Origin of the sequence: Bacillus sp. CGMCC 1.16607 (assembly GCF_042683745.1) — a bacterium.
Lineage (GTDB): Bacteria > Bacillota > Bacilli > Bacillales > Cytobacillaceae > Pseudoneobacillus.
Window position 1 is genome coordinate 261,934 of record NZ_JBHUJX010000036.1, and the last position, 14,034, is coordinate 275,967.

General features: G+C 35.0%; 11 protein-coding genes. 6 read left to right on the top strand and 5 right to left on the bottom strand.

Going from position 1 to position 14,034, the window contains the following annotated elements; translation table 11 throughout:
• Nucleotides 1–23: 23 nt before the first annotated feature.
• Nucleotides 24–794: an isocitrate lyase/PEP mutase family protein gene (locus ACFSO7_RS23705; RefSeq protein ID WP_377879929.1), complete on the bottom strand. Its 771-nt coding sequence runs from the start codon at nt 792–794 to the stop codon at nt 24–26.
• Between the two features lie 373 nt (nt 795–1,167).
• Between ACFSO7_RS23705 and ACFSO7_RS23710 the strand changes: the two genes are divergently transcribed.
• Complete coding sequence (locus ACFSO7_RS23710; protein ID WP_377879930.1) at nt 1,168–1,566, top strand: hypothetical protein; 399 nt, start codon at nt 1,168–1,170, stop codon at nt 1,564–1,566.
• 128 nt (nt 1,567–1,694) lie between these two features.
• Here the strand turns inward: ACFSO7_RS23710 and ACFSO7_RS23715 are convergent, their stop codons facing one another.
• Complete coding sequence (locus tag ACFSO7_RS23715; RefSeq protein ID WP_377879931.1) at nt 1,695–2,525, bottom strand: TetR/AcrR family transcriptional regulator; 831 nt, start codon at nt 2,523–2,525, stop codon at nt 1,695–1,697.
• A gap of 100 nt (nt 2,526–2,625) precedes the next feature.
• Between ACFSO7_RS23715 and ACFSO7_RS23720 the strand changes: the two genes are divergently transcribed.
• Entirely contained in the window at nt 2,626–5,709 is a 3,084-nt protein-coding gene (locus tag ACFSO7_RS23720; RefSeq protein WP_377879932.1) for an efflux RND transporter permease subunit, read from the top strand.
• 352 nt (nt 5,710–6,061) lie between these two features.
• On the opposite strand, the gene ACFSO7_RS23725 is transcribed toward ACFSO7_RS23720, so the two are convergent.
• Nucleotides 6,062–7,159, bottom strand: a complete 1,098-nt coding sequence (locus ACFSO7_RS23725) for an SDR family oxidoreductase (protein ID WP_377879933.1) — start codon at nt 7,157–7,159, stop codon at nt 6,062–6,064.
• 53 nt (nt 7,160–7,212) lie between these two features.
• Nucleotides 7,213–7,494, bottom strand: coding sequence for a hypothetical protein (locus ACFSO7_RS23730; RefSeq protein WP_377879934.1), 282 nt, complete (start codon nt 7,492–7,494; stop codon nt 7,213–7,215).
• A 296-nt stretch (nt 7,495–7,790) separates the two neighbouring features.
• Here ACFSO7_RS23730 and ACFSO7_RS23735 point away from each other — a divergent pair, with 296 nt between their 5' ends.
• The 4 genes from ACFSO7_RS23735 (at nt 7,791) to ACFSO7_RS23750 (ending at nt 12,280) form a co-directional block, all read left to right on the top strand.
• A complete protein-coding gene (locus ACFSO7_RS23735) occupies nt 7,791–8,486 on the top strand; it encodes a response regulator transcription factor (RefSeq protein WP_377879935.1) in 696 nt (231 codons plus the stop codon).
• The gene (locus tag ACFSO7_RS23740; RefSeq protein WP_377879936.1) at nt 8,479–9,483 is read left to right on the top strand and encodes a sensor histidine kinase; all 1,005 of its coding nucleotides are present in this window, start codon (nt 8,479–8,481) and stop codon (nt 9,481–9,483) included. Before ACFSO7_RS23735 ends, ACFSO7_RS23740 begins: the two co-directional genes overlap by 8 nt.
• A gap of 99 nt (nt 9,484–9,582) precedes the next feature.
• A complete protein-coding gene (locus tag ACFSO7_RS23745) occupies nt 9,583–10,344 on the top strand; it encodes an ABC transporter ATP-binding protein (protein ID WP_377879937.1) in 762 nt (253 codons plus the stop codon).
• Complete coding sequence (locus tag ACFSO7_RS23750; protein WP_377879938.1) at nt 10,334–12,280, top strand: ABC transporter permease; 1,947 nt, start codon at nt 10,334–10,336, stop codon at nt 12,278–12,280. The genes ACFSO7_RS23745 and ACFSO7_RS23750 overlap by 11 nt, the downstream gene beginning before the upstream one ends.
• Nucleotides 12,281–12,403: 123 nt before the next feature.
• Here ACFSO7_RS23750 and ACFSO7_RS23755 read toward each other — a convergent pair whose 3' ends face one another.
• Nucleotides 12,404–13,660 carry a DUF445 domain-containing protein gene (locus tag ACFSO7_RS23755; RefSeq protein WP_377879939.1) on the bottom strand — a complete coding sequence of 419 codons (1,257 nt, stop codon included), beginning with the start codon at nt 13,658–13,660 and terminating at the stop codon, nt 12,404–12,406.
• Nucleotides 13,661–14,034 lie beyond the last annotated feature (374 nt).

Consider the following 14,034-nt stretch of genomic DNA (forward strand, 5'->3'; position numbering starts at 1 on the left):
ATCGGCCTCCTTTCCTTTTAAATCTAGTCCTCATACAAATGTAAGGTGTCCTTAAACGTTAATAATTGTTCCACATTCTTTTCTAAGAAAGCGATTATTTTGTCTGAAAGCGCATTTCCAAAGCTGAAGCGTTTAACTCCTAATTCTTTTATTTTAGTACAATTTGTTAATCCAGGTAATGATAATACGTTAAGTGGAGCGTTTACGTTGCTCGCAATTTCTTTAATCTCTTCCTCATTGGTTACTCCAGGAACAAAAATTCCACTAGCCCCACTCTCCACATACACTTTTGCACGGTCAATTGTTTCCATAAGAGGATTTTCATGATGAAAATATGTATCAATTCTTGCGTTAATATAAAAATCTTTATAACCATTTTGATCTAATGCCATTCTCATTTTTGATAAAAGATCACAATGATGAGATATCTCTTTTAAACCTATTTGTTTTTTTAATGAATCCTCGATATTGATGCCTGCAACCCCAACATCTGCCGTCCTCAAAACATTATCAATAATCTTTTCTAGATTATCCCCATAGCCTGCCTCAATGTCTGCCGAAACAGGTATTTTCACATTTTCTGTAATCGTTTTAATGATTCCTAAATGTCTGTCAAAATCAATTAATTCACCATCTGCAAATCCAAGTGAGTTGGCAATCCCCCAACTCGTTGTACCAATTGCTTTGAAGCCCACTTTTTCAAGAGTTAAAGCTGATAATAGGTCCCAGGCATTCCCTAGAAATAATACTTCCTTTGACGAATGTAATTTATTGAATTCCTGAATTTTGTTCATTTTTATTTCCTCCTAGACAAAAGTTTGTAGGACCCATTTTATCAAGGAATATATCTTTATTTCGTCCTCATTCTTGCTCTTATGGTCTTAGGAAATAAAAATGAGATATTTTTAGATAGCCTAAAGTGAAGGTCCTTTTGATACGCTATTCAAATTGTTCCGAAGAACGGATTTTTAACAAAGTCTGTTTGGGGAATTTTAGCTAATTTAAAGTTAAAGGTTGATTTAGAGAATGGAAATTCAAAAAAAGTCAGAAATGGATATTTATGTTAAAGCAAATATAAGATTGTGAAGATTTCTATTAAACTAAAGCAATCTTAAATATGGGATAGTTAAAAAGTAGGTTATCTTTTTCAGAGGGAGGAAATTGATAATGGTTAAAAGAAAATTGATAACAACATTATTAGCACCCCCTTTATCATTGGCGTTCATTTTTGCCGTATTTTTTGGAGAATGGAAGCAACCTCTTGAGTTAATTGTGATGACCGGAATGTTTAGTCTGATTTTATCACCTTATATTTTATTTTATGGAATTCCAGTCACATTTCTTTCTGATTATGTAAGTAAGAATTTAACGGGAAATATACGTGCTTTTTTTGCTTTGATTGTTCACTTGTTCTTCGGTGTAATGTTTAGTTTTATTTTCCCTAGTAATGCGTCATCTCCATTATTTAGGGGAGGAGTCGATTCAGCTATAATTTTTGGATCAATTACTGCTTTATTCTTTTGGACTATAGATGAGATATTAAGACGAAGTTTAAAACAGCATTAAAATAAATATACTGTTCATAAAATTACTATATAAAATATCCATTCATTTTAAACAATCTGGTGCTTAAGCAAATATTGGACAGTTGAATTACACACAACAAAGGGGACAGCCTGTCCCCTTTGTCCTCTTTAAAACCCATAATAACGACGAAGAAAATAAGCTATCCATTTACAATGTGGATGATTTCGAATATTTTCTAGTAATCCTTTTATAATGGCCGGACCAAAAGTCGGTTCAATTAGCTGCTCTTTTAACAGGGATAAAGATTCTTTTTCAATTGACTCTTCCATTTCATCTACTTTTTGCTCCATCATTTCAACCATCTGTTCCTTTTTTACTTCCTCATTTATTGGCTGATTAAACATATCTATTAGCTCTTGAGAAATAAATGGGATAGTCGTATGTCTCGCCAGTAAATTTGTTTTTTCCACGAGGGACTCAGATAGTAAGTTTAAATCTAAGGGAACATTATAGAATAAGAACAAATGGGAATAAGTATTCATGAAACCCTTAATACAATAAATTAAATCATATTCTGTTTGTTTGACTTGTTCCCCGTATAATCGTTCAATCATGGATAAAATAATATTCTCAAGTAATTTTTCGTAATATTGCATTTTTACAATGAAATCTTGATTAAATGTTTGTGATTGCTCTTTCATGAGAATTTTACCGAAATCAGAGTGCTTATGAAAAGAATGAAATATTTCATAATAAAATTCATATAAAAGTTTTTCATCGTTCGCATTTCTGACTATATAGTCAATATCAGAAATGAATTGCATCATAAAATAGTCAATCAAAGCGATAATTAATTCGTCCTTTGACTTAAAAGATAAGTAAAATGCACCTTTTGAAATACCGCAATGCTCTGTTATTTGTTGAACGGATGTAGCTTCAAAACCTTGCTTTGCAAAAAGCTCTAAAGCCTTTTCCATAATTAATTGTTTTTTTACCATTTTATTCAATCGCTCCTATAGTCTTTTGTTTGACAAATGACTCATTAGTCATTAGTATAAATAAATGGGTTCGACAAGTCAATTAAGGGTAGGTGTAACAGTGAAAGGTTTAGTCAATTTTGTCTTAAAGAATAAATTAGCCGTATGGTTGCTTACGATTATCATAACGGTATCTGGTATTTATTCAGGTACACGTATGAATATGGAGACGATTCCAAATATATCAATTCCTTATTTAATGATAATGGATGTATATCCTGGGGCCACTCCCGAAAAAGTCATGGAAGATGTGTCCATGCCGATAGAAAAAGCAGTTGAAGGTCTTGAACACGTGAAAGCCGTATATTCAAATTCCTATTCTAACATGGCAAGTATTCAAGTGGAGTATGAATACGGTATTGATATGGATGAAGCAAAACGCGCCTTACAATCTGCGTTGGAAACAGTGAAATTACCAGAAGTAGCACAAAAGCCGACAACAACAGCCATTAGCATGAACATGATGCCAGTTGTTGCTTTAAGTGTAAGTAGTAAAAAAGAGGATATTGTTGAATTAACGTCAACAGTTGAAGAAAGTTTAATTCCAAAAATTGAAAAAATCGATGGTGTTGCTTCCGCGACAATCACAGGACAACACATCGAAGAAGTGGACTTAACGTATAACAAAGCAAAAATGGATGAGCTTGGTTTAACTGAAGATAAGGTCAAACAAATGATTCAAGCTAGTAATCTTTCTGTTTCATTAGGACTTTACGAGTTTACAGAAGGTGAACAGGCTGTTGCGATTGACGGCAAGTTCATGACAGCTGATGAATTAAAGAATATGCTTATTCCTGTCACACCGTCAGCTACCAATCCAACACCATTTGTGAAACTTAGCGATATCGCTACCATTAACCTCGTTGGTAAAGTACAATCGGTTTCACGTACAAACGGTAAAGAGGCTATTGCCATTCAAATTGTTAAAGGTCAACAAGCAAACACAGTTGATGTCGTAGACAAAGTGAAGAAGTTAGTGAAAGAGGAAAAGGCAAAGATCGATGGACTTGTCATTGATGTAACTCTTGACCAGGGTGCACCAATTAAAGAATCGGTTTCAACCATGATTGAAAAAGCAGTATTTGGTGGATTAATTGCTGTCTTAATCATTCTTCTTTTCCTACGTGATTTTAAATCAACGATTATTTCCATTGTATCCATTCCCGTTTCGATTTTCATGGCCTTGCTTCTACTGAACTGGATGGATATTACGCTTAATATTATGACTCTTGGTGCGATTACGGTCGCTATTGGTCGAGTCATCGATGACTCAATCGTCGTAGTTGAAAATATTTATCGTCGACTGCATTTAAAGGATGAGAAATTAACAGGTCGTGCCCTAGTGCGTGAAGCGACCATTGAAATGTTTAAACCAATCATGTCATCCACATTAGTAACGGTTGCCGTATTCGCACCACTTATCTTCGTCGGTGGTATGGTAGGAGAGCTGTTTGCGCCATTCGCATTAACGATGGCATTTGCACTTGGGGCATCATTAATTGTTGCCATTACCATCGTTCCAGCCCTTTCGCATTTCTTGTTCAAGAAGAAGTTATATAGCGAAAAGACAGAAAAGAGCCATAAAGAGTCTGGTAAGTTATCGAATTGGTACAAAGGTTTCCTTGAAAAAACACTAAACCATAAAATCATTACCTCAATCATTGCGATTGTTTTATTAGTTGGTAGCTTAGCTTTAACACCATTAATCGGTTTCAGCTTCATGGGTAGTGAGGAAGATAAAGTGATGTACTTAACGTACACACCAAAAGCAGGCGAACTACCGGAAGAAACACTGGAAAATATTAAAGTCGTCGAAGACAAGATGCTAAAACGTGATGATATTAATATCGTTCAAGTTTCTATTACAGAAGCAGGAGATCAAATGTCAGCGATGATGGGCGGGGGTGCAGGTGGTGGATTAATGTACCTCATCTTTGACCCAGAAATGGAAGACTTCCCAGAGGCACGCTCGGAAATTGAAGACTATGTGTTTAACATAGGACAAACAGGTGAATGGAAGAGCCAAAACTTCTCATCGATGTCAGGGCCTGCAAATGAAGTTAGCTACACATTCTACAGTGAAGATTTAAATAAACTAAATCAATCTGTAAAAATGGTAGAAGAAGTCATGAAAAAAAATAAAGGCTTAGAAAAAGTTACCTCAAGTGCAGAGGACGCTTATGTTGAATATACTTTCCAAGTAGCACAGGATGAGCTGTTACAGTATGGTTTAACTGCAGGACAGCTTGTCATGATGTTAAACCCAATGAAAACAAAAGATGTTTTAACAACGGTTGAGAAAAATGGGAATTCCCTAGATGTCATTGTTCAGCAAGAACAAACGACGCAACCAAAATCAATTGAAGATCTTTTAGCTACACAAGTACCGACAGCACTTGGTACAGCCGTGCCACTTTCTGAGCTTGTAACAGTTAAGCAAGGGACAACACTAAATACACTTGCACGTAGTAAAGGCGAATACTTCGCAACCGTATCAGGAAAAGTCATTGGAGATGATATTTCCAAAGCATCATCAAAAGTAGCAAAAGACATTGATAAGTTAGATTTACCTAAAGGAGTTACAGTTGGCGTTGCGGGTGTACAGGCGGATATGACTGAAACCTTTACACAGCTTGGTGTCGCTATGGCAGCGGCAGTTGCGATCGTTTACTTTATCCTTGTTGTTACATTCCGAGAAGGTGTCGCACCATTCGCCATCCTATTCTCGTTACCATTTGCGGTAATAGGTTCATTTGTTGGTTTATTGATTGCTGGTGAAACGATCTCTGTATCTGTCATGATGGGTCTATTAATGTTAATTGGTATCGTTGTAACGAATGCCATCGTTCTAGTAGACCGTATCATTCATATGGAACGTGATGGAATGACAATGCGTGAAGCTGTTCTTGAGGCAGGGGCTACACGTCTGCGCCCAATCCTTATGACAGCAATCGCTACAATTGGTGCTTTAATCCCATTAGCACTGGGTTCAGGCGGTGGCGGTTTAATCTCGAAAGGTCTTGGTATTACCGTAATCGGTGGTTTAACAAGTTCAACATTATTAACCTTAATTGTTGTACCAATCGTTTATGAAGTCTTATCTAAGCTATTCAAGAAAAACCGAAAAGAAATAGAAGAAAATTAAGAAAAGCGCGGGGCGCCTTGATCAGCCCCGATAAAGAAGACTGGTCGATTGGCGAGAGTAGCGAAGCCAGAGACCTAGTCGCACTTATGCAAACCGTTCTTTGGTTTGCCAAGCAAATGCTTCGCCAGTCGGAAAGTCGTTCTTTGACTTTTTGGCTAGCGAACATTTGACCTCGAGGTCGACAAAAACGCGACGTCCTGTCGCATTGTCGACACTAGTACATCCTGTACGTCGGGGCTAGGACGCTTGCGCTGGACAATTTTTGAAATCCAAAAATGTTATACTTTCTTATCTTCTAAAAAAATGAGGCCCTACAAGATAAAATTATTCTTGTAGGGCCTCGTTTTTGTTTTTACTGGATTGTAAGATGTTTTTCTTTATCATTTTTATGCTTCCTATAATAGTCAACCATAGGAGGAATAATTTCCTTAAAATCAGGACAAGTTATGCCGGAGCCCCTCAAATCATGCTCCGTTTGTGTACAATCATACTCTGCCAGGCAAGTGAAGTAATCCAAGGCTTCTTTTTCTACCTTAACCCATTTTCGAAAAACAGAAAAAGATAGAAACCATTTTGCAAATGAAAGTGGAATCATCCCTATCGGTTCCTTACCAAGGTATTCTTTCATAAGCATTCGATAAACTTCTTTTGCACTGTAAGGTTTCGGATCTGTTAATTGATAGGTCTTTCCTATTCCTACTTCAGCATGTCCAAGATAGACGGTAGCATTAAATATGTAATCAACAGGAACAAAATTGCCCTTCGCTCTCCCTTGACCCAAATAAGGTAGGATAGGCAAAAATTTAAGTCTATCGAAAAAATTTAATATAAAATAAGGACCATCAAATTTAATTGTTTCTCCTGTTCTTGAATTTCCAACTACAATTCCAGGTCGAATTATGGTCGTTGGCACCTTATCTTTAAGACTTTGTACGAGTACTTCAGCTTCGCATTTTGTCCTTTCATAATGATTTTTGAAGCTTTGATTCATTTCTAATTGTGATTCAAGGATTCTACCTTCGCGTGTTCCCGCCACATAGGAGGTACTAAAGTAGATATAACGCTTGATCTTTTGACAATTCAAAACCCACTCATTTACATTTTTCGTTCCCATTACGTTTACCTTATAGGCAATATCCTTTGGAACAGCTAAATCATATATCGCTGCGAGATGAAAGATATGCGTAGCCTTATTATGTAAACTTTCATTTAGCCCAGGCTGTATATCCAGATGTGGCTTCGTGATGTCACCTTTAATTACGGTAAACATCTCCACGCTAATTCCTTCTTCTTTTACTATTTTTCCAATCTCCTCTAAAGCCTTTTGTGCTTGATTTGGTAAAACTAGTAGATAAATATGGTCTATCTCATATTGATCATGAATAATTTTTTTAATTAAGGAAGTTGCTAAAAATCCAGGGAAACCAGTAAAGAAATAGGTATTGGCCATATAGACAGCTCCTCCTTTAATCTAATAACTATCTTATTAAGAGATTAATAATCCTATAGATTAATAATGATCAATGGTACTCCTAAAAGAATAATCCATAACATTGGTATCAAATTAACAATAATAGCAACACGTCTTTTGCGTACATGAAGGATCCATGCGATGATGCTACAAATGATTACCGCTATTGGATATAAACCAATGGATAAAACAAAAGTAACATTACCCAATCCTATACCATTATCAAAACTCATAAACGACAATCCCCAAATGATCAACCATGGTAATGTACATATTAAATAAAGAATTTGACTAATGACCAGAAACTTTTTCATAAACTCCTCCTCACCAATAGCTCCAGTTCATGAATATAATAATTGGAATTTTTTATTTTTTGGAAATTATACCATTATCAGATGTATAATACTATTTAAAATGCCTTCTTTCACGAGATAAAATAATTTCCAAAAGGGGATTTTTTCAATGAAAGAAATCTATTTCAAGGCTTAGATAAATCCCGCATTTTTCCATCATTTGAACTTTCAACATGAATAAATTAACTAATTAATATATAGAATACAGGAATTTTTTACATTACAATTTATTGTAAAAGTAAAAGTGAGGTGAATACTTGTTCAAACTCCTGTTAATTGAAGATGATGCTACTCTCTATCATGAAATGAAAGACCGATTATCTGGTTGGTCTTATGATGTCTATGGTATTACTGATTTTAGTCAAGTTATGCAAGATGTTATCGCTGTAAAACCTGATTTAGTAATTATTGATATTCAATTGCCCAAGTTTGATGGCTTTCATTGGTGCCGGATGATTCGCGCGCGTTCAAATGTTCCGATTATCTTTCTATCATCACGCGATCATCCGACTGATATGGTGATGTCAATGCAGCTTGGTGCAGATGACTTTATTCAAAAACCTTTTCATTTCGATGTGCTCATTGCGAAAATACAAGCTATCCTTCGCCGTGTCTATAATTACAATACAGAAAAAATCAAACTTAAAACATGGAACGGTGCAACAGTCGATTATGAAAGTAATACCGTCACCAATGAAACTGGATCCATTGAGTTAACGAAGAATGAAATTTTTATTTTAAAACAACTAATTGAGCAAAAAAATAAAATTGTTAGCCGTGAAGAAATAATGAAAAGCTTATGGGATGATGAGCGTTTTGTTAGTGATAATACATTAACGGTTAATGTCAATCGTTTGCGTAAAAGACTAGATGATCTTGGTTTAGGAAGATATATTGAAACAAAAGTGGGACAAGGCTACATGGCTGTCGAAGAGGCACAGGACTATGATTAGAAAATTTTTTATCGAAAGATGCAGTTGGATTTTTCTATTCCTTTTCCTGCATCTGTTTATCATCTTTGTCACTTTTGTTGATTCGACCATCCCATTAACACCGATCCTATATATCGTTTTTTTATCCACCATAATCTTTACCATCTTTATCATCATCCGCTACCACAAAGAGACGAGATTCTACAAAAGCCTTGAAGACTGGGATACCAATCTCGATTTAACGAGTTTAGCCGCTGCAGATAGTCCTTTCGAAAGAATAATTGAAGAAAGTATAACAAATCAAACAGAACGGTTAAAAAAGGATGCCTCCATCAATCGGGTTACTTTAGAACAGGAAAAGGATGAACTACTATCTTGGATTCACGAGGTAAAAACACCGTTAACAGCGATGCATTTAATGATTGAACGCTTGGACGATGAAGCCACAAAAGCACAACTGACCCACGAATGGCTGCGAATTCATTTGCTGCTTGACCAGAAGCTTCATCAGAAGCGCCTTCTCTTTATTGAAAATGATTTGTATATTGAAAAGCTAGATGTAAAACCGTTACTATTTAAGGAGATTAAAGAGTTACAATCATGGTGTATTCAAAAAGGAATTGGATTTGATGTGGATTTAGAGATGACAACAGTCTTTAGTGATGGCAAATGGTTAGCCTTTATTCTCAGACAGCTATTAACCAATGCCGTAAAGTATAGTGAAGCATCAGATATTATCATTAAAACCTATCAGCAAAATGAGCAAACTTACTTAGAGGTTCAAGATTTCGGACGTGGTATTGACGCAAAAGACTTGCCCCGAATATTTGATAAAGGCTTTACCTCTACATCCAAACATCAAGACAATGCAGCAACAGGCATGGGACTATACTTAGCCAAAAAAGCAGCTCTACCCTTACTTATTCATATCGAAGTACACTCAAAACTCGGAGCAGGAACAACTTTCACCTTACTGTTTCCAAAAAGAAATGAATTTCATCATATTGCAGGCATGTGACAAAAATGTCACATGCCTTTCTTGTTTGTTCGTTGAATCGAAGGATAACAGCATCCAGACTCTTTATAATAAAACTATCGGTAAAAGGAGTGTGTCAATATGGCGATATTGGAAGCAACAAAAATTTATAAAAACTATGGCAATAAATTTAATAAACAAGAAGTATTAAAGGGCATCGATATTAGTGTGGAAAAAGGAGAATTTGTCAGCATCATGGGAGCATCTGGTTCCGGAAAAACAACCTTGCTTAATGTACTTTCTTCAATTGATAAGGTTAGCACCGGAACCATCCATATCGATGGAAAAGAAATGACTGGGATGAAAGAAAAGCAGCTCGCTGAATTCCGTAAAAACCATTTAGGTTTTATCTTTCAAGAATATAACTTATTGGATACCTTGACAGTGAAAGAAAATATTCTTTTACCTCTATCAATAACAAAAGTATCCAAAAAAGAAGCTGATCAAAAATTTAAAGAGGTCGCAACAGAACTAGGCATTTATGATTTGAAAGATAAGTATCCCAATGAAATTTCTGGCGGCCAAAAACAGCGTACCTCTGCTGCTCGTTCCTTTATCCATCAACCAAGCATTATTTTTGCTGACGAACCAACTGGTGCACTCGATTCGAAATCTGCATCCGACTTGTTAAATAAGTTAAGCGAATTAAACCTGAAACGTAAAGCAACGATTATTATGGTCACCCATGATCCGGTCGCAGCTAGTTATTGCAGTAGAGTCATTTTTATAAAAGATGGGCAAATCTATACGCAATTAAATAAAGGGGACGAATCAAGAAAAGCCTTTTTCAATGACATTATGAAAACACAAGCTGTCTTGGGCGGGGTGCAAAATGAGCATTAATCAACTCATCCTTCGCAATCTGAAGAAAAATTTAAAGAATTATTATCTATATGTATTTGCGTTAATCTTTAGTGTCGCACTTTATTTTGCCTTTGTCACATTGCAGTATGATCCATCCTTGAATGAAGCAAAAGAGACAATTAAAGGGGCGGCTGCCATTAAGGCTGCATCCGTCCTTCTTATTGCGATTGTTATGATTTTCCTTTTATATGCCAACCATCTCTTTGTGAAAAGGCGCAGTAAAGAAATTGGTTTATTCCAATTAATCGGTATGACAAAGAGTGAAATCTTCCGCCTTTTGAGTTTAGAGAACTTTATTCTTTATTTCTGCTCCTTACTCATTGGAATCTTTATCGGATTTTCAGGCTCAAAATTAATCATGATGATTTTATTTAAATTGATGGGCCTGGAAACGAGCACAGCCCTTCAATTTTCTGTAAAAGCATTTGTCCAATCACTCATTGTTTTTGGAGTCATCTACCTCTTTATCATGTTGATGAACTATATATTTATTAAAAGACAAACGATTTTATCGTTATTTAGGGTGGTCTCTTCGGCAGAAGGTAGAGTGAAAAAGATAAGCATTTTCGAAATGATCTTCGGAGTGATGGGAATTATATTGATTCTTTCAGGCTACTATATTTCATCAAAGTTATTTGATGGGGACTTTACATCAATCAATGAACTTTTCTTGGCAATGATTTTCATTCTTGGATCTGTCATCATAGGGACTTACCTTTTTTATAAAGGTTCTGTCACATTTATCACGAATATGATTCGAAAAAAGAAGGGCGGATATTTGAATATTAATGAAGTATTGTCGCTATCTTCGATTATGTTTCGAATGAAATCGAATGCCTTATTATTAACCATTATCACTACAGTTTCTGCACTAGCGATAGGGTTATTGTCCTTAAGCTATATCTCCTACTATTCTGCAGAAAAAAGTGCTGAAAATAGTGTTCCTACGAATTTCTCACTAACCAGTAACGAGGATGCAGAACAATTTAAAGAAGCACTAAAAGCTGAAAGCATTGTCTACCGTGAAAAAAGAATCGATGTCATTCAAGTAACTGCTAATCTTGAGAAAATTATGGATACACATATAAAAGAATTAAACTTTGATTCAAATATCATGATCCTTCCAGTGGTAAGTGAAACATCCGTAAAAGACCTCAATCTATCGAAAGAAGAAACCCTTTTTACAGGGTACAATGATCTGATGGAGAAAATGATGTCACTTAAAGCCTCTGGACAAATTGAATTTATAGGAATTAAGGAAACCATTCCGCAGAAATATAAAGGTTTAGAAAAAGAATTCATCGTTCCTTACAATTTTACGAGTGGCGGCCTGCCTGTTGCCATTGTTGATGAAACGATATTTCAGCGCTTGAAAAAGGACCTTGATCCAAAAATTCAGCAAGCATCCTCCCTTTATATCGGAATCGATATAAAAGACGAAGCAAATATAAAAAAGGCCAATGAAATTTTTCAAAAATTAGCTATCAGTGAGAAACCAGGCAACTTTTCACGTCTTGAAATGAGCAACAATCAGAAACAAATCATGGGCCTTATGATGTTTATCGTTGGATTTCTTGGATTAACCTTTCTAATCACATCAGGCTGTATTCTTTATTTTAAACAAATGGATGAAAGTGAAGATGAAAAGTCCCACTATACCATCTTGAGAAAGCTTGGTTTCACCCAAGGAGACTTACTAAAAGGAATTCAAGCAAAACAACTTTATAATTTTGGAATACCTTTGATGATTGGACTACTTCATAGTTATTTTGCTGTCCAATCAGGCTGGTTCTTGTTTGGCACCGAGCTTTGGACACCAATGATTGCGGTCATGTTACTATACACTTCTTTATATTCGATTTTCGGAATACTCTCAGTTCTCTATTACAAAAAAGTGATTAAAGAAGCACTGTAGGGCAGTATTAATTACACGCTATTTTTTCATCTCACACAAATGTTCCAGTTATACCATTGGATAAATAACAAAATGCCTTTGGAAGACTTCCAAAGGCATTTTGTTTAGAATAAGAGGTAACTTTTATACAATTGTTTTTATTATAGTTAAGATAATTCCTATAAAAAAACCGCAAATAGCTCCATTTACTCGGATCCATTGTAAATCTTTACCTATATTATTTTCCATTAAATCGATTAAAGTTTCGTTATCTAGCTTCTCTAGGTTTTCTTTTACAAGAATGCCTATTTTTGAATGGTTTTTGTCAATAAAATAGAAAATTTGTTTTTGAATCCAATTTTCTATACTATTTGTCTTTTCAGGAACATCTCTTAGATGCTTTATTTGGTTCTTAATAAACGAAAGCACGTATTGATCGACAAATTCTTCACCTTGGGTTAGTAGAATTAATTTATTTTGTATTTTCTTCAAAATCTCTGTAATTTGATCAGCAAGACTCCAACTGTTAACCAGCGTATTCTTCCAACCATTTATTTCAGCTATTAGTTCTTTTCTATCTTGAACACTGTCTAACTCTTTGCGAATACGTGAAAGAATCAAATGCCTATATGGATTATCATCTTTCTGTAAGAGAATAATTCTTTTTAGAATGAATGGTTGAAGCATATTTCCGAGCTTTTCCTCATTAATTAAATTGCTAAAAGAATTAATGGCCAACTTTAAAAAACCGTCCGCCTCAGTATTATCAAGTAATTGTTTTGCCATGATACCAATTTTTACTTTTGTTTCTTCTTTTGCTATCCACTTTTCAGTCTCAACTAGAATATAGTCCAAGGCTTTTTCATCCAAATTTCTGTTTAAAACTTGATCAACTAGTGATTGAAGAAATTTAGTCACATCTAAATGCAAAATATATTCCTTTAACTCTTTTTCAATAATAGGCGCTATTTTTTCTAAATTAATATGGCTAATTGTTTGATGAAGTACAGAACTAATCCACTTTTTAACGGGAGCAGAATACAATTCCTTCTCTGCAATTTGTGATATCTTTTCTACAAATTTAATTTGTCCGATCTTCTCTTGGATACTTTCTTTTGTTAGCCAATCCTTTTCAAGCATAGATATAACTGCCCTGATCATTCTATCGCGGTTTTTTGGAAGTAATGCCGTATGCGGAATTGGAATACCAAGGGGATGGCGAAAAAGAGCTGTGACAGCAAACCAATCTGCTAGTCCACCTACTAGACCAGCCTCAAATCCTCCTTGCAATAATCGACCAATTAAAGATTCTTGTAAAGGAATCGTTAAGAGAAAACCTGCCCCCATAACTCCCAATGAAATTTTTGCGAAATATTTTGATTTTTTTCGTTGTCTCGACATAGTATTTTTCCCTCGAATAATAATATAGTTTCTTTATCACTATCTTACCACTTTTACAGTTTCTTACTAATAAAAAAGCTTATCTACTAGTCCTTTTATTAAATTGATAAATCTTGAAGTTACTTCTTAATAAAGGCTAAAAAATTAATGGTAATTACGGTAACTGCTGGTAATACAAGAACTCCTTATTCTTATTTCGTAACAATAATGTAATAAATAAAAATAGCGCTCAATGTGTGCCTACTACTGAACTTTTTGCTTTAAAAGAGCTTTTAGAGGGCCTATATTTCTGATTATTCCGTTAACATTGAAATGTTATTTCAATATAATTGCCACGGATGTAACCAATTTAACATCTACTTGTTCTTTGCTTC